Source organism: Sphingobacterium sp. B16(2022) (genome assembly GCF_012030425.1).
Taxonomy (GTDB): Bacteria; Bacteroidota; Bacteroidia; order Sphingobacteriales; family Sphingobacteriaceae; genus Sphingobacterium; species Sphingobacterium anhuiense.
In genome coordinates, this window is sequence record NZ_JAAUVN010000004.1 from 361,435 (window position 1) to 378,248 (window position 16,814).

A 16,814-nucleotide genomic window follows, 5' to 3' on the forward strand; every position below is an offset into this window, starting at 1 on the left:
ACCAAATCATGATACAAAATAAAAAATATTATCCTTGGATTGTTGTTGGCCTACTATGGGTGGTTGCATTACTCAATTACATGGACAGGCAGATTCTATCGACCATGCGTCCGACGATGCAGGTCGATATCACTGAACTACAGTCAGCAACTGTCTTTGGACAATTAATGGCCATATTCTTATGGATCTATGGACTGATGAGTCCTGTTTCAGGAATACTGGCTGATAGACTCAATCGCAAGTGGCTTATCGTAGGCTCTTTATTTGTTTGGTCATTAGTCACCTCATTAATGGGATACGCTACAACCTATCCGGAATTAATGATACTTCGCGGTATTATGGGCGTTTCCGAAGCCATCTATATTCCAGCAGGACTATCACTCATCTCGGATTTTCATTCTGATAAATCGCGTTCATTAGCAATTGGTATTCACATGACTGGTTTATATACAGGCCAGGCACTAGGCGGATTCGGGGCAACATTAGCAAGTTCTTATTCTTGGCACAGTACATTCAAAATATTTGGTTTAATAGGAGTATTATATGCTATTGTCCTCATGTTCTTTCTAGCAGAAGCTCCGGTAAGAACGAAAAAATCAGAACAAACAGAAAAACCCATCAATAGTTTCAAAGCTATAGGTATACTCCTGAGCAATATATCGTTTTGGGTCATCTTGTTTTATTTTGCGATACCAAGCTTACCAGGCTGGGCGACAAAAAACTGGTTACCGACTTTATTTTCAGAGAACCTCAATATATCGATGTCGCAAGCAGGTCCACTATCAACAATCACAATCGCGATATCCTCTTTCTTAGGGGTTATTTTTGGAGGTATATTATCTGACCGTTGGATACAAAAGAATGTAAAAGGCCGTATTTATACATCTGCAATTGGTTTATTATTAACAATTCCGGCTATGTTCTTAATCGGATATGGGCAACATATCTACCATGTTGTAGGCGCAGGATTAATGTTCGGTTTTGGCTTCGGCATGTTCGACGCTAATAATATGCCTATTCTTTGCCAATTTGTTCCGAGTAAATTCCGTGCAACAGCATATGGGATCATGAATATGCTTGGTGTTATGGCCGGTGCATTTATTACTAAAGTATTGGGGGCGTCTGCTGATGAAGGTAAACTAGGAAAAGATTTTGCGCTTTTGGCTGTCATTGTATTTGTTGTTGTCATCATTCAACTTGTTGTATTAAAGCCAAAATCAAATGCTTCGCTGGACTAAAAAAATAATTTTAATCACATCTATTATGGTGTATTCCTCCATCGCATTGTATGCTCAGAAAAGAGTGGCATGCATTGGCGATTCAATCACCAAAGGATTAGGATTAAAAAAGGAGAATAAAACATATCCCCAACAACTTCAAGAGTTATTAGGATCAAATTTTAACGTCCAAAATTTCGGGTTTAGTGGTGCCACACTATTGAGCAAGGGACATAAGCCCTATGTCGAAACCCAGGAATATAAACAAGCACTGGCATTTCATCCTGACATTGCGATTATAGCATTGGGCGTAAATGACACTGATCCTCGAAATTGGCCCAACTATAGCGATGAATTTGAACAGGATTACAGTACACTTATCAGTAATCTGAGAAAATCAAACCCCGATGTCTCCATATATATTTGTACCCTTACCCCTATTTTCAGCGGTCATACTCGTTTCTTATCCGGTACAAGGGATTGGCATCAAGCCATCACTGCGTTGATACCAAAAATTACCAAAAATAATCAAGTTAAACTGATCAACATCAATGAACAATTAAAGAGTAGAATCGATTTATTCGAAGATAACATACATCCAAATGTTGAAGGCGCGACCATAATCGCCAAACAGGTAAACCAAGCGATACAGGGAATCGTGCAACCTCTCTCCGTTAAGGCTAACTTTGGAGATCATATGGTCTTACAACGAAACCGAGAAAACCCTATTTTAGGAAAAGCATCATGCAATACAAAAATAGCGTTAAGATTCGATCACAAAACCTATCAAACTCAGTCCGATGAAAATGGTGATTGGTCAATTCTTCTTCCCAAAAGAAGTGCCGGAGGTCCATATGATATTCATATCCAAACGGAACACGAAGAGTTGAAAATTAAAGATATACTTTTTGGCGATGTATATCTAGCATCTGGACAATCCAATATGGCATTTGAGCTAAAAAATGCACGCGGAGGAGACAGTTTAATTCAAATGAATGCACCAAAAGTAAGGTTGTTTAAAAATAACAATCTCGTTCAGACCAATCCGACATCCTGGGACTTAAATACACTTGAAAAGATTAATAAATTAGACTTTTTCAGTGGAAACTGGACTTTACCAACACAAGAAAATAAGGCAAATTTCTCTGCAATAGCTTATGCTTTTGCACTCCAAGTATCTTCTAGGACCAATATTCCAATTGGTATAGTCGAACTGGATGTTCCTGGATCCAATACCGAATCATGGATAGACCGTACAACATTAGAACAAAATAATCTACTAGCAAGCTACATCCATAGTTGGAGGAAATCCGATTTTATACAGGATTTTTGCCGCAATAGATCTGATCAAAATCTGGCACTGTCCTCCGCAAAATATCAACGTCACCCTTATGAACCCGCCTACAATTTTGAAGCCGGTATATTGCATTGGTTACATACGCAATTCACAGCTGTTTTGTGGTATCAAGGAGAAAGCAATGCCCATAATATTGAACTACACGAGCTATTATTTAAAACACTTGTCAGTTCATGGCGCCAAAATTTTAAGCAAGACCTACCTTTCTATTATGTGCAACTGTCAAGTATTGAACGTCCTTCATGGCCGAGATTCAGAGACAGTCAGCGCAAATTGAATACAAAACTTGAAAACACCTACATGGCTGTTTCATCAGATGTCGGTGATCTTTCGGATGTCCATCCTAAAAATAAGATCATTATCGGAAACCGATTGGCGAATCTAGCCCTTGCTCACGAATACAAATTCAAAATCAATGCAGATTATCCAACATTCGACCACTATACCATAAAAAACAATATGATCAAGGTCTACTTTAAAAACTGTAAATCACTTAAAACAAACAATAATCAACCTTTACAGGGATTTACCCTGATCGATGAAAAAGGATATACCTTGCAGCCTGGAAAAATATCAATTCAAAAAAATTGTGTATCGATTGATTTGCCAAGCGATAAAATCATAACTGAAATCCGATACGCATATTCACCCTATAGCACCGCAAATTTGCAAAATGAGGCAGAAGTACCAGCTTCAACATGCAGTTTTAAAATTGACTAAAAACGATGTATACTTTAACACAACTCGAAGAACTCGAAAAATTTTATAAAACACAGCTTCTAGAAGATACTGTACCATTTTGGTTCCCAAAATCATTTGACCATGAAGACGGTGGATTTTTACTCATGCGCGATCAGGACGGAAGTTTAATTGATGATGACAAAGCAGTTTGGATTCAGGGACGAGCAACCTGGTTACTGGCAACACTCTACAACACAGTAGAACCCAAACAAGAATGGTTAGATGGGGCTAAGTTAGGCTATGATTTTATCCAAAAACATTGCTTTGATACTGACGGACAAATGTTTTTCCATGTTACTAAAAATGGTCAATCGATCCGTAAAAGAAGATATTATTTTTCAGAGACTTTTGCCGTTATTGCCTTTGCTGCCTATGCAAAGGCCTCAGGCAGTCAAGAAGCTGCGGAACAAGCTCGTGCTATTTTTGGGAAATGCATCCAATATGCTTCCGGAGAAATCAAATTAGCTCCTAAGTTTACAGACACAAGGCCTTCAAAAGGTATCGGAACGCCGATGATCATGATCAATACGGCACAGCAACTACGTGACACAATCGGTGACCCTCGCTGTGATGAAGCCATTTCCACTTGGATCAAAGAAATTGAAACCAATTTCGTTAAGCACGACCTCAAGGTAGTCATGGAGCAAGTGTCACCGAAAGGAGAAATCATCGATCATATAGATGGCAGAACCTTAAATCCCGGCCATGCCATAGAAGGAGCTTGGTTTATTCTGCATGAAGCGCAATACCGCAACAACGATCCAAAGCTCATCGAGTTAGGCTGTAAGATGCTCGACTATATGTGGGAAAGGGGTTGGGATAAAGAATTTGGTGGTATTTTATATTTTAGAGATTTATATAATAAACCTGTACAAGAATATTGGCAGGACATGAAATTCTGGTGGCCTCAAAACGAAACTATCATTGCGACACTGCTCGCGTATTTATTGACAGGAAACGAAAAGTATGCCGACATGCATCAAAAAATACATCAGTATGGCTATGAAAAATTTCACGATCAGAAGCATGGCGAATGGTTTGGATATCTCCATCGGGATGGTTCAATTGCACAGACTGCGAAAGGAAATCTATTCAAAGGACCATTCCACCTTCCTCGTCAGGAATGGTATTGTTGGACAATTCTTAAAAACTTCTTAAAAGATAAAAATGAATCTTAAGCTCAAATACCTTAGCATTTTACTTCTTAGCATCAGTTTTTTTTCAATTTCGTCTGCACAAGAAAACTTAATTCCATTACCGATCAACATGGAATTGGGGGAAGGTATGCTTGATCTGAAGAAGGGGATTGTTGTAAATGAAAATAATACAGCACTAACGAATGAATATAAACTGGCCAACACCATTCTTGCTGATTGGAAAATAGGAACTAAAAAAGCTGGTCATAACAACAGTCTGCCGCTCTTAACACTTGAGCTATTAAGTGGTTTATCCGAAAATAAGGAAGCTTATCATTTGAAAATTGATGAGAAAGGAATCCACATAAAAGCACAAAATAGTGCAGGCATTTATTACGGATTACAAACATTAAGACAATTTTCAATTCAACAGAAAAAGCTTTCATTTTGTGAGATCAATGACAAACCGGCATTCTCATGGCGGTCTTTCCTCGTTGATGTCGGACGTAATTATCAACCTCTTGCTATCCTAAAAGAACATGTTGATATCATGGCACGTTATAAATTAAATGTTTTACACTTTCATTTTACAGAAGATATCGCTTGGCGTTTAGCCAGCAAAAAATACCCGGATCTTACCGATCCATCTTACATTACCAGAGGTAAAGGTGAACATTATACAGAACAAGAGTTCAAAGAACTAATAAATTATTGCAAACTACGCCATATCTTGCTTTTACCTGAAATTGATATGCCAGGACACAGTGATGCTTTCAAAAGATATTTTGGAGTAGGCATGCAAACGGACTCTGGTATGGTATATATTAAGGAACTTTTAAAAGAATTCTCACAAACCTATACCGATCTCCCCTATTTGCACATTGGAGGTGATGAAGTAAAAATCAGCAATAAAAACTTCATGCCTGAAATCACACAATACGTTGAAGAATTAGGTTATAAAACAATTGGATGGGATCCGGGCAGTAACCTTATGCCACAGACCATTCGACAACTGTGGATGGGTGGTCCCAAAAAAATACTAGAACAAGGGGACCATGTATTTATCGATTCCAAACATCTCTATATAAATCATATGGATCCTTTGGAAACTGTAACGACCTTATTTCATAGAAAAATTGGCGAACAAGATAAGGAGCATAAAAATCTGATCGGAGCAACCTTGTGTTCATGGCCAGATCGTGCAGTAGCCGAACCTCAGGATATGTTTGTCCAAAACGCCATATATCCCGCTCTTGTCACATTTGCAGAACGCAGTTGGCGAGGTGGTGGTATAGCTGGCTGGACATGTAATATTGTGCAAGAAAGTCTTCCTGCTTATCAGGAATTTAAAGCATTTGAAACTAGACTGCTCCATCATAAAAACAGCTATTTTTCTGATAAACCATTTCCCTATGTCAAACAAATAGGATCAAAATGGGAACTGATCGGCCCCTTTCAAAATGAGGGCAATCTTGCAAAAACATTTCCAATAGAAACGAAACCATTTGCACCTGATATAACAGTTACAAAAACAATAGCGGGAGGTACCGTGATACTGAGACATTGGTGGGCAGATATCATACCTGGTGCACTTAAAAATCCACAAGAGAACACAACTTGGTACGCACGTACCAAGATATGGAGTGAAAAAAGCGAGCACAAATTATTCTGGATCGGATTCAACAATCTATCTCGGTCATATGCAAGCAATACACCCCAATTACACACTTGGGATGATCTTGGAAGCCAAGTCTGGGTCAATAATAAAACGATCGAACCGCCTATTTGGAAGCATGCCGGTGCAAAAGGAGATTTAGAAACTCCTCTAGTAGACGAAGGCTATTCCTACAGAGCGCCAACAAAGATTTTATTGAAAAAAGGTTGGAATGAAATTTTAATCAAATTACCGATCAGCGATTTTAAAGGAACCGATTGGCAAAATCCAGTAAAATGGATGTTTACATTTATACAGAGTAATTAATAACCAAAACATTATATCATGCAAAAATTATTTTTAACGTTTTCTATCCTGCTATCATCGACGATGATCCAAGCACAAGAAACGACTGTTTTTAAATCGGGAGATGACGGTTACAAAAGTTACCGTATTCCAGCGATTGTCAAAGATAAAAGTAACAATCTGATTGCATTCTCCGAAGGCCGTGTTGAACATGCCGGAGACTACGGAAATGTCGATATCGTTTACAAAATCAGTTCTGACAATGGAAAAACATGGGGACCTCTGCAGATAGCTGTAGACCAAGATAAATTACAGGCGGGCAACCCCGCACCTATCGTTGATCTATTAGATCCACAATATCCAAAAGGACGAATTTTCTTATTCTACAATACAGGAAATAATCACGAAGGAGATGTCAGAAAAGGAAATGGAATTCGCGAATGCTGGTATATCACTTCTACAGATGGAGGAAAAACATGGGCTGCACCGACAAACATTACAACTGCAGTGCATCGTCCAAATCAACCCGCGTTCAATCCTAATTATACTTTTAAAGAGGATTGGAGAACCTACGCGAATACACCTGGTCATGCTTTACAATTTGATTCCGGAAAATATAAAGGCCGTATATACATTCCTGCAAATCATTCAGAAGGAGACCCAAAACCTGCAGGAAAAGATTATTTTGCACATAGTTATTATTCCGACGACCATGGTAAAACTTTCAAAATCGGAAATACAATAAGCTTTGAAGGTGGAAATGAAACGATGGCCGCACAGATCTCCGAAACAGGATTGTATATGAATACTAGAAACCAACAGGGAAATGTACGAAACCGTATTATTTCTTATTCGAATGATGGCGGAGCAACATGGGATACCACTTTCTATGATAAAAATCTACCAGATCCTGTTAACCAAGGTTCTACCCTATCTTGGAAAAAAGGTAAAAATTATATTCTAGCTGTTTGCAATGCTGCCTCTCAAAAAGATAGAGATAATTTAACATTACGAATCAGTAAAGATCAAGGAAAGACCTGGTATTTTAACCATGTAGTGGCAAAAGCACCTGTGGGCTATAAAGATTCTTATGCCGCCTATTCAGATATTATTCTGATCAACAATAAGAAGATCGGCGTGCTTTATGAAAAGGATAATTACGAAACGATTGTTTTTGACACGGTGTCAATCAAATAGCAACCTGTTGCATCGAACTAAAAAAGTGTCTGAATCTTTAGATACAGACACTTTTTTACTATGTATCTCAAAATTTAAAACATGGGTACTTCAATCAATAAAACTTGAGCATCCGATGTAGAAAGCATATCGATTTCGTTTATTTCCCAAATTCCAACCGCATCTCTGCGATTTAACTTCTCTCCTGCTATTTCGATGGCCCCCTCTAAAACAAATACGTAAACACCATTTGCTTCACTATGCAATTGATAATTAACGGTAGTATCCACCTCAATATCTGCTAAATTGAAATAAGCATCTTGATTAATAAAGACCGCTTGGGCATCTGCTGTATTGGGAGAAACGATCGTCGCAAACTTATTTTTTCGATCTAAATCCAAATATGACTTCTGATCATAACTTGGGGTCAACTGTCTTTCATTCGGGATAACCCAAATTTGAAGAAATTTAACAGGATCTACTTTACTACCATTAAATTCAGAATGCGTAACGCCAGTTCCTGCGGACATAATTTGTACATCACCGGTTTGGATATCACGACTGGTTCCCATGCTGTCTTGATGAGCCAAAACACCCGCTAACGGGATACTGACGATCTCCATATTATCATGGGGATGACGTCCAAAACCATTTCCTGCTTCAACAAAATCATCATTCAAAACACGTAATGCTCCGAAATTAACCTTATCCTGATCGAAATAATTTCCGAAACTAAAAGAGTGGGCACTTTTCAACCATCCAAAGTCAACATGACCACGTTTTTCTGATTTATGTATTATCTTTTGCATTTGATTATAATTATATGTTCAAACACACAAATAACATACCAAGCTAGAAATCAATAAAATAATGGACTATTTAACATGACAGATTGACAAATCTGCTCCTAGAATTTCTTTAAAAGACGCAGGGAAAACTTCCATACTCAAAATAATGAAGCATTATTTCAATTTACCCGGTGAAAAAGCATAAATAAGTGCTCTTGCTAATATCCGGTTTGGATCAATTAAGGTCATGCCATTATGATCATTTTCTGGAAGAGCAAGTGGCAGTTCAGTACATCCCAAGACAATAATTTCTGCTCCTCCTTTCTTTAACTCGTCCATGGCACCATGCAATTCAAGACGGACTTTGTTGGTCACAGGAGTTGACTGCGCTTTGATTCCATATTCCTTATCATATATAGCAGCATGTATCCGCTCTTGCCAATCTTCACTTGGTTCTACAATTTCGAATCCTTCTTTCAATAATAGGTCCCGATAAAGCCCGCTGTTAAGCGTACCAGTGGTAGAAAGGATACCAACTTTTGCTTTTGGATATAACGCCTTCATGTAAGAAATCGTCTCTTTAACGAGATGCAGTATTTTAATCTTTTGGTTCGTTTTAGCTAATTCCTGTTCATAGACCCCATAAATTGGATCTGCATGAGCAGTATTACACGGAATACCGACAATAGTAACACCCGCACTTTCCATCTGTCGTGTGATTGCTGCTAAAGCTATAGCTGGATTAACAGTTGAATTTCCCTTTAAATATTCCGAGCGATCACCAATTAAGTTCGGAAATGAATAAAGCATAACAGGTAAATGTTCCTGATCTGATAGCGCTATAGTTTCCTCAATAATTTTTTTATACAAGTCAAGCCCTCCTAACGGACCAACACCTCCTATAATACCGATCATATTTCCTCCTTATCTAATCTAGCTCTCCCTTTCGCCATTCGTATGACCAAAAAGTTTGATTGTTTTCCAAAAATAATTCCATTAAATATTTCATAGCATCCATTCCCGAATCCGAATTATTAAATGCTACGACACTTTCTCCTGACTCCGGATAAACAATAAAAAAAGCTCTAAATCCAGGATTTGAACCTGTATGCCAGTATGCAATACCACGTTCATTCTTTTGAATACGCAAACCGAGTGCCAAAGGAACATGTCGATCTATCTCTTGAACATCAACATCATTATTTGCTAATGCACACTCTTTAAGCATTAATTTATGTGTTGATTTTTTTAAGCCTTTGCCTCTAACTAAAGCCGCCTGAATAAAGGTTGTGTAATCTAAAGGAGTGCTGTAAAGACTATAGGCAGCATTTGCCGGAAAATACGTTGCCAAACGATTACGTGGACTTATACTATCGTTATGTCCCCATGCTGTATTTGTCCTTAATTCTTCCTTCCAAACGATTTGAGACCGTTTCATTGCAAAAGGAATGAATACCTCTTCCTCAACCAAAGTCTGAAATGCTTTGCCAGTAAGATGCTCCAATACACGTTGAAGATAAAAAAAGCCTTCACCAGAATAAAGGTAATCTTCACCAGGAGTAAACTGTGTATGAAGTGGCGTCTTGTACCACGTCGCAGTTCCCACATCTCCTTCCCAATTCAATAGTCCGCTATGGTGCGTCAAAACCATTCTTGCCGTTATTTTATTTCCATCTTTCGTGTCTCTAAGTCGATCGTAATCAAAATATTCAGAAAGAGGTGTATCCAAATTAATCAAACCTCGATCGTAAAATCTAAAAAATACATACGCAGAAAGAACCTTAGTCAAAGAAGCAGCCTGAAATGTCGTTTCAGCATCAATAAGTGATTTTTTTCCAAATTTCTTGACACCGTATACATAGGAGTTAACTTTACCCTCTTTATCTACATGTACTACCGATAATCCAGGTACACCAATTTTGGAAGCAATTACCGCTATTTCATTTTGTTGAGCAAAACCCGATTTTACAATCATCAAAATAATAAAAAGAAGAAATTGCTTAATCCCGCATTGCTTTAGGTAATCGATCATAATTTAGTGCATTATATTTATTCATGATTTCAAGCGTTTGTTTGATCGGTAAGGCCGGTAAAAACGAGTTATTAGCACCTTTCATATCCGTTGCCATAAACATCGAATTTAGAATAGCCTCTTCTGTTGCTTCCCAGACCGCCATAAAGAGAGGAGACATCGCGTCATTTTTCAGTTCTGTCAAGCTCAGGATCTGCCCTTCACTTTCATGAGAAATACGATTGCCCGCATAAGTAGAAAAAGCAACTGAATAATCTCCACTGCCGTTAGAAGAAAAAGACCCCACATTTCCGAACGCTAAATAAGACCGTTTTGCTAAACGTTCTAGATTGCGCGCCGATAAAGGAGCGTCTGTCGCAATGATAATCATACAAGACCCATCCGCCTTATAATTATTTTTAGGATCTCGCATATAAAAATTATTCAACTCTCGTCCTACTGGCGCCCCGTTAATATCCAGTACTCCTCCAAAATTTGTTTGTACCAATACACCAACTGTATAGCCACCTTTAGATATTGGCAGTCTCCTGGAAGATGTCCCAATGCCGCCTTTAAATCCCAAACATTCCGTTCCAGTACCCGCACCGACATTACCTTCCTTAACCAGGCCAGAATGTGCATTTCGGATCGATTCAATAACATGTTCTGCTGTTACATGACGCCCTCTGATATCATTCAATCCACCGTCATTGGTTTCACCCACCATGGTATTTACAGACTTCACTTTTTCATTTCCCGTTTGAGCAAGAACATAGTCGATAACAGCATTAGCCACCAAAGGAGCGTTCAATGTATTGGTTAATAAAATTGGGGTTTCAATATTGCCTAACTCCTTGATCTGAGAAAGTCCCATTGATTTCCCAAAACCATTTCCAACATATACCGCAGCTGGAACCTTATTTTGAAAAATATTTCCACCATGTGGAATAATAGCAGTTACCCCTGTCCGAATATCACTTCCTTCAATTAATGTTGTATGCCCAACTTTCACCCCCTGTACATCAGTAATTGCATTGTATCGACCTGTTTCCAAAATCCCAATCTGGATTCCAAAATCACGAACGCGTCCCCTTGCTTCTTGTGCATAAACAGCAACCGATGCAAATAAAAAACTAATGGCAATAATAGAACATTTTAATATCATGGTATATTGATCCTGTGGTATATGTAGTTCTAAAATAGTACTTTTTTACCTGCATTTCATCAATTTTAACCAAGAAACATCTAGCGATGATAAAAAATAGCGCCATAAAAAAAGCGACTTAATTTCTTAAGTCGCTTTCGTAGCCCGTAGGGGAATCGAACCCCTGTTTCTAGAATGAAAATCTAACGTCCTAACCCCTAGACGAACGGGCCATTTGGCATCTCCAATAGGATATTTCCCTGTTTGGAGATGCAAATATAGATATTTTTATTAATCTTCCAAAAAAGAATTGAAAAATTTTTTAAATCAAATCAAAACCGATGTCTCTGCGGAAATATTTACCATCGAAATAGATTCTTCCAGCATCAGCAGTTGCCTGTTGCAAAGCATCAAACAACGTATCCTGCAATGTCGTTACTGCGATAACACGACCTCCTGCAGTCACAACATTACCGTCTTGCATGCTGGTACCTGCGTGAAATACAATCGACTCTTTTACATTTTCAATATTTGAAATCACCTTACCAGACTCATAGTTTCCAGGATATCCTCCAGCAACCAGCATAACAGTTACTGCCGTTTTTGGAGTAACAGTATAAGAGCGTGTTTCTAGATTACCTTGAGCAACACCTTCTAATAAGTCAATTAAATCGGACTCAATACGTGGCAAAACAGATTCTGTTTCCGGATCACCCATACGCACATTATATTCGATCACTAATGGTTCGCCGTCAACATTCATCAAGCCAATGAAAATAAATCCTTTATATGGAATATTATCTTTCTTTAATCCTTCAACAGTTGGCTTGATAATACGCTCCTCAACCTTACTTATAAAAGCCTCATCAGCAAAAGGAACTGGAGATATTGATCCCATTCCCCCTGTATTTAAGCCAGTATCCCCTTCTCCAATACGCTTATAATCTTTAGCTGAAGGCAATACTTTGTACGAGTTACCATCTGTTAAAACAAAAACAGACAATTCAATACCTTTCAAAAACTCTTCTACAACAACAACATCACTCGCTGCACCAAATTTAGAATCAGCGATCATCGCCTTCAGTTCCAACTTGGCATCTTCCAATGTTTCACAGATCAGCACCCCTTTTCCAGCAGCTAAACCATCAGCTTTCAATACAATTGGTAACTTTTGAGTTTCCAGATATGCAAGACCTTCCTCCAAATTTGTTTTATCAAAAGAACGTGAAGCGGCAGTAGGAATACCATGACGGTCCATAAATTGCTTAGAAAAATCTTTCGATCCTTCTAGTTGCGCACCTTCTTGCTGTGGACCGATAACAGGTATATGTTTTAAATCGGCACGGTTCAAGAAATAATCATGAATACCTTTTACTAGAGGCTCCTCAGGGCCTACCAAAACCATGTTGACATCATTTTCAAGAACAAAACTTGCGATACCGTCAAAGTCAGTCACTTTTAATGCTACATTTTTACCATACGCACCTGTACCTGCATTTCCAGGAGCAATAAACAAATTTTGAAGACGCTTACTTTGCGAAAGTTTGTAGGCGAAGGCTGATTCACGACCGCCAGAACCAATGATTAGGATATTCATAGCACAAAGATATTTGTTTTAAGCTAATATTGATAGAAAATTTCGAATTGCATTGATATCAAATTCGAAACAACGGATTATTTAATAATTTTTCGTAATTTATTCCAAATTATTGACCCTCAATGTATGAATCTTAAGGCAAGCTTGTTTAGTTTATTATTCATAATTCCTTTTATGTCATTAGGACAAACGGATATCCGACAGTTCATCGATAAATTAGGAAATTATGCTGCAAGAAATCCAAAAGAAAAAATCCATGTTCATATGGACAAAGAAAGCTATTCCGCTGGTGAAAATATTTGGATGAAGCTTTACTGCACACTTACACCAGACAACCTCTTATCCGGAGTAAGCCAAGTTGCCTACATTGATTTAATATCTCCAGATAACAAAACAGTGAATACCTTAAAAATTCCCTTAACCGCTGGTTTAGGAATTGCTGATCTGACCTTATCAGACACGCTCATAGAAGGCTCCTATCGTATACGCGCTTATACACAATGGATGAGAAATGATAGTACAGCCTACTTCTTTGACAAAACAGTGCCCATCTATAACGGTCGTTCGGATAATATTATGACCGGTGATGAAATCATCTACGATGGAGAGAAAAAATACTATGCAATAAAACTAAAAACATTATCAGGAGTTCCCCTGCCAGAAATTAATATTAACTACAAAACCCATCTCAAGAATGGAAAACAAAGAGCATCACGCGAAAAAACAGATCAGCAGGGTCAGCTATTGATTGATCTTAAAGATATACCCGCAGGTGAAATCATCAATTTGTCTTTTAAATCAATAGACGGAATAATAATTCGTAAAACATTTACCGTTCCAGCAGATAAATCAAGTAACAGCCTGCAAATACTACCCGAATCAGGCAACATTATAAACCAACTACACACTAAAATAGGCTTTAAAGCTCTTAATAGTAAAGGACTGGGAGAAAAGTGCACCATTATCATTATGGACAGCAACAAGGAGAAGATAGTCGAGATGGAAACCAGTCCGCTCGGTATGGTCAGCTATCCTTTTGTTTTGGATGCAAAATTAAAATATACAGCCATAGCGACATTTACCGACGGCACTAAAACAGAAACACCTTTTCCGACAATCAGCATGTCAGGACTAAACATGAATGTGGGCAATCTTACTGAAGACAGGGTCTTTGTACAGGTTAATGCTAGCCCTGATCAAATCAATCAGCAAGAAATCTATCTTATCGCCCAATATAATGGAAACACCTTTCATGTTTCCAAGCAAAAATTGAATAAAAACGAAGTCCTTTTTTCCATCCCCAGACAAAATCTGCCTCAAGGAGTTATACAGTTATCCATATTGGATGCAACCCTAAAGCCTTTACTAGAACGAATGATTTTCAACTATCGGTCTGATAAGATTCTTCCTATCGAAGCAACCGCTGATAAACCCACTTATGGAACCCGTCAAAAAGTAAACATTAGCGTTTTAAGCGGAAACACCATAGACTCCATTCGGGTTGGTTCATTATCAGCATCAGTTGTTAATAGCAATAAAACCCAGATTGATACTCCCTATAGATCCAGCATATATACGTCCTTGCTCTTAAGTTCGGAAATAAATGGATTCATAGAAAACCCCAACTATTATTTTTCAGATAGTAAAGACATTAAAAAAAGTGATCTGGATAATCTGATGCTGATACAAGGGTGGAGAAAATTAGACTGGGCAAAAATAGATGAAGTATCTGATCCAAAATATAATTTTGAAAAAAATATATCCATATCAGGAACAATAAAAAAACTTGGTAGAAAAGCGGTTGTGCCAAAAGCAACAGTTACTCTGATCCCTACAACCAACATGACTGCCGCTATTGATACGCTAACAAACGAAGCTGGAAAATTTTCTTTTGATGACCTGTTATTTACCGACAGTATTAAATTCATTATGACGGCAAAATCCGATAAAGATAAAAATAGACTGGACATTGAGCTTGATGAAATCGAGGAACCAGCAACTGGTGTCAATAAAAATTTACCTGAAGTACTGAACAATATTAACACCAAATACTTAGGAAATATAAAAAATGCACAAGCCTACTTTGCACAGCTAGAAGCCGCTGGACTCAAACAGCGCTCCATACAACTCGAAGAAGTTAAAATTACTCGCACAGCAATAAAAAAGGCCGTTGCCAATTCAAGTAACTTAAATGGACCAGGTAATGCCGATCAAGTACTTACAGAAGAGGATCTGTCAAACTGCAGTACATTAGAACAATGTCTAGTCGGACGACTCACAGGTGTGATGTGGAGGAACGGTGTACCTTACAATACCCGAGGCAACGGACCTATGCAGGTTGTCCTCGACGGCATGTACATCGAAGGTGATCAGATCTCGATGTTAAATGCCGCGGATGTAGGGAGTATTGAGGTCCTGAGAAACATTAATCATACTGCAATCTATGGTTCATATGGAGGCAATGGTTTAATTGTAATCACAACAAAAAGAGGCAATGGCGCTACAACTGCATTTAAACCAACAGGCATTCGTACCATTATACCGAAAGGCTTTAACCTGAGTCGAACATTTTATAAACCGAGCTATGAAGCAAAAGATGTATCAAAAATAGTTTCAGATTTAAGAACGACAATACACTGGGAACCCAACATCATTACCGATCAAGTTGGAAAAGCAAGCTTCGATTTTTATACTTCGGACGAAAAAGGTCCATATACAATAATTTTGGAAGGTATAGACTTCAATGGAAAGATAGGCAGGAAAGAAATTAATATAAATGTGGTTGAATAAATTTACAAGAACAGAAATCTTATGAAATATCCATATAGTACAAACTGCACAAACACCAATGAAAATACGTTGGATATTCCATATGGCCTTTTTAAAAAAAAATAATTACATATGAAACATATACAAATCAAAACGGAAGACCGTATCGCGAACATATTTTTAGACCGAGGAAAATCTAATGCAATGGATACGGTGCTGCTTGAAGAACTAAATGCTTGTATACACGATTTAAAATCAGATGTGGCTATTGAAGGTGTTATCATTCATGGCAAAGAAGGTTTTTTCAGCGCCGGTTTAGATCTGATCACATTATATGAATACAATGAAACCGAAATCAGAGCCTTCTGGTCACTCTTTTTCAAAACAACACGTGATCTAGCTTCGTTTCCAAAACCAATTGTATCAGCAATTTCGGGTCATAGCCCTGCAGGAGGATGTGTTATCGCAATCTGTTGTGATTATAGGATCATGGCAGAAGGAAATTTTATTATCGGCCTAAACGAAATTCCAGTTGGATTAATTGTACCAGAAAGTATATTTCACCTTTATAGCTTTTGGCTAGGGAAAGGGAATGCCTATCGCTTTTTACTTGAGGGAAAATTACTGTCACCACAAGAAGCCCTTACAGTAGGTCTTGTTGATGAAGTCGTGCCAGCAAATGCAATTCACACCGCCGCTTTACGCAAGATCAAATCAGTAACCCAGTTTGATAAAGAAACATGGAAAACCTGCAAATTGAACTTCAGAAAAGAACTTCTAGAAAACCTCGGCGCAAAAGAGGAAGAAACGATTGAAAAAATATTAGAGCAATGGTGGAAGCCCTCAACTCGTAGTATTCTAAAAACAATCATACACAATTTAACGAACAAAACTAAATAATTCAATTAATTTAAGATT

Annotated in this window: 12 protein-coding genes and 1 tRNA gene; 7 read left to right on the forward strand and 6 right to left on the reverse strand. The window is 38.0% G+C overall.

Translation table 11 applies throughout. The features are described from left to right. Positions 1-8 precede the first annotated feature (8 nt). The 5 genes from HCX49_RS19880 to HCX49_RS19900 are packed head-to-tail and all read left to right on the forward strand — an operon-like array spanning position 9 to position 7,608. Entirely contained in the window at positions 9-1,238 is a 1,230-nt protein-coding gene (locus HCX49_RS19880; protein ID WP_021190829.1) for an MFS transporter, read from the forward strand. 25 nt (positions 1,239-1,263) lie between these two features. Next, positions 1,264-3,294, forward strand: coding sequence for a GDSL-type esterase/lipase family protein (locus HCX49_RS19885; protein WP_168127966.1), 2,031 nt, complete (start codon positions 1,264-1,266; stop codon positions 3,292-3,294). A 5-nt stretch (positions 3,295-3,299) separates the two neighbouring features. Then, positions 3,300-4,493, forward strand: coding sequence for an AGE family epimerase/isomerase (locus HCX49_RS19890; RefSeq protein ID WP_168127967.1), 1,194 nt, complete (start codon positions 3,300-3,302; stop codon positions 4,491-4,493). Then, complete coding sequence (locus tag HCX49_RS19895; protein ID WP_168127968.1) at positions 4,483-6,432, forward strand: family 20 glycosylhydrolase; 1,950 nt, start codon at positions 4,483-4,485, stop codon at positions 6,430-6,432. Before HCX49_RS19890 ends, HCX49_RS19895 begins: the two co-directional genes overlap by 11 nt. Before the next feature lie 18 nt (positions 6,433-6,450). Next, positions 6,451-7,608: a sialidase family protein gene (locus HCX49_RS19900; protein WP_021189375.1), complete on the forward strand. Its 1,158-nt coding sequence runs from the start codon at positions 6,451-6,453 to the stop codon at positions 7,606-7,608. A 74-nt stretch (positions 7,609-7,682) separates the two neighbouring features. Here the strand turns inward: HCX49_RS19900 and HCX49_RS19905 are convergent, their stop codons facing one another. From HCX49_RS19905 to purD, 6 genes are all read right to left on the reverse strand, one after another. Further along, positions 7,683-8,396 (reverse strand): pirin family protein, encoded by a 714-nt coding sequence (locus HCX49_RS19905; RefSeq protein ID WP_168127969.1) that lies wholly within the window; start codon positions 8,394-8,396, stop codon positions 7,683-7,685. 153 nt (positions 8,397-8,549) lie between these two features. Next, positions 8,550-9,290, reverse strand: a complete 741-nt coding sequence (locus HCX49_RS19910) for an aspartate/glutamate racemase family protein (protein ID WP_168127970.1) — start codon at positions 9,288-9,290, stop codon at positions 8,550-8,552. 13 nt (positions 9,291-9,303) lie between these two features. Continuing rightward, positions 9,304-10,407, reverse strand: coding sequence for a serine hydrolase domain-containing protein (locus tag HCX49_RS19915; RefSeq protein WP_168127971.1), 1,104 nt, complete (start codon positions 10,405-10,407; stop codon positions 9,304-9,306). Continuing rightward, positions 10,376-11,551, reverse strand: a complete 1,176-nt coding sequence (locus HCX49_RS19920; RefSeq protein WP_168127972.1) for a P1 family peptidase — start codon at positions 11,549-11,551, stop codon at positions 10,376-10,378. Before HCX49_RS19920 ends, HCX49_RS19915 begins: the two co-directional genes overlap by 32 nt. Before the next feature lie 140 nt (positions 11,552-11,691). Continuing rightward, positions 11,692-11,763, reverse strand: a tRNA-Glu gene (locus HCX49_RS19925). Positions 11,764-11,852: 89 nt separating this feature from the next. Next, positions 11,853-13,127 (reverse strand): phosphoribosylamine--glycine ligase, encoded by a 1,275-nt coding sequence (purD, locus tag HCX49_RS19930; RefSeq protein WP_132771710.1) that lies wholly within the window; start codon positions 13,125-13,127, stop codon positions 11,853-11,855. Positions 13,128-13,301: 174 nt separating this feature from the next. On the opposite strand from purD, the gene HCX49_RS19935 reads away from it, so the two are divergent. Then, a complete protein-coding gene (locus HCX49_RS19935; protein ID WP_168127973.1) occupies positions 13,302-15,917 on the forward strand; it encodes a carboxypeptidase-like regulatory domain-containing protein in 2,616 nt (871 codons plus the stop codon). A gap of 111 nt (positions 15,918-16,028) precedes the next feature. After that, the gene (locus HCX49_RS19940; RefSeq protein ID WP_132771712.1) at positions 16,029-16,796 is read left to right on the forward strand and encodes an enoyl-CoA hydratase/isomerase family protein; all 768 of its coding nucleotides are present in this window, start codon (positions 16,029-16,031) and stop codon (positions 16,794-16,796) included. The last annotated feature ends 18 nt before the right edge of the window (positions 16,797-16,814 follow it).

Bases quoted from the DNA above. Each gene is read 5' to 3' on its own strand.
- HCX49_RS19880 (WP_021190829.1), top strand. From the start codon at position 9: ATGATACAAAATAAAAAATATTATCCTTGGATTGTTGTTGGCCTACTA.
- HCX49_RS19885 (WP_168127966.1), top strand. From the start codon at position 1,264: ATGGTGTATTCCTCCATCGCATTGTATGCTCAGAAAAGAGTGGCATGC.
- HCX49_RS19890 (WP_168127967.1), top strand. From the start codon at position 3,300: ATGTATACTTTAACACAACTCGAAGAACTCGAAAAATTTTATAAAACA.
- HCX49_RS19895 (WP_168127968.1), top strand. From the start codon at position 4,483: ATGAATCTTAAGCTCAAATACCTTAGCATTTTACTTCTTAGCATCAGT.
- HCX49_RS19900 (WP_021189375.1), top strand. From the start codon at position 6,451: ATGCAAAAATTATTTTTAACGTTTTCTATCCTGCTATCATCGACGATG.
- HCX49_RS19905 (WP_168127969.1), bottom strand. From the start codon at position 8,396: ATGCAAAAGATAATACATAAATCAGAAAAACGTGGTCATGTTGACTTT.
- HCX49_RS19910 (WP_168127970.1), bottom strand. From the start codon at position 9,290: ATGATCGGTATTATAGGAGGTGTTGGTCCGTTAGGAGGGCTTGACTTG.
- HCX49_RS19915 (WP_168127971.1), bottom strand. From the start codon at position 10,407: ATGATCGATTACCTAAAGCAATGCGGGATTAAGCAATTTCTTCTTTTT.
- HCX49_RS19920 (WP_168127972.1), bottom strand. From the start codon at position 11,551: ATGATATTAAAATGTTCTATTATTGCCATTAGTTTTTTATTTGCATCG.
- purD (WP_132771710.1), bottom strand. From the start codon at position 13,127: ATGAATATCCTAATCATTGGTTCTGGCGGTCGTGAATCAGCCTTCGCC.
- HCX49_RS19935 (WP_168127973.1), top strand. From the start codon at position 13,302: ATGTCATTAGGACAAACGGATATCCGACAGTTCATCGATAAATTAGGA.
- HCX49_RS19940 (WP_132771712.1), top strand. From the start codon at position 16,029: ATGAAACATATACAAATCAAAACGGAAGACCGTATCGCGAACATATTT.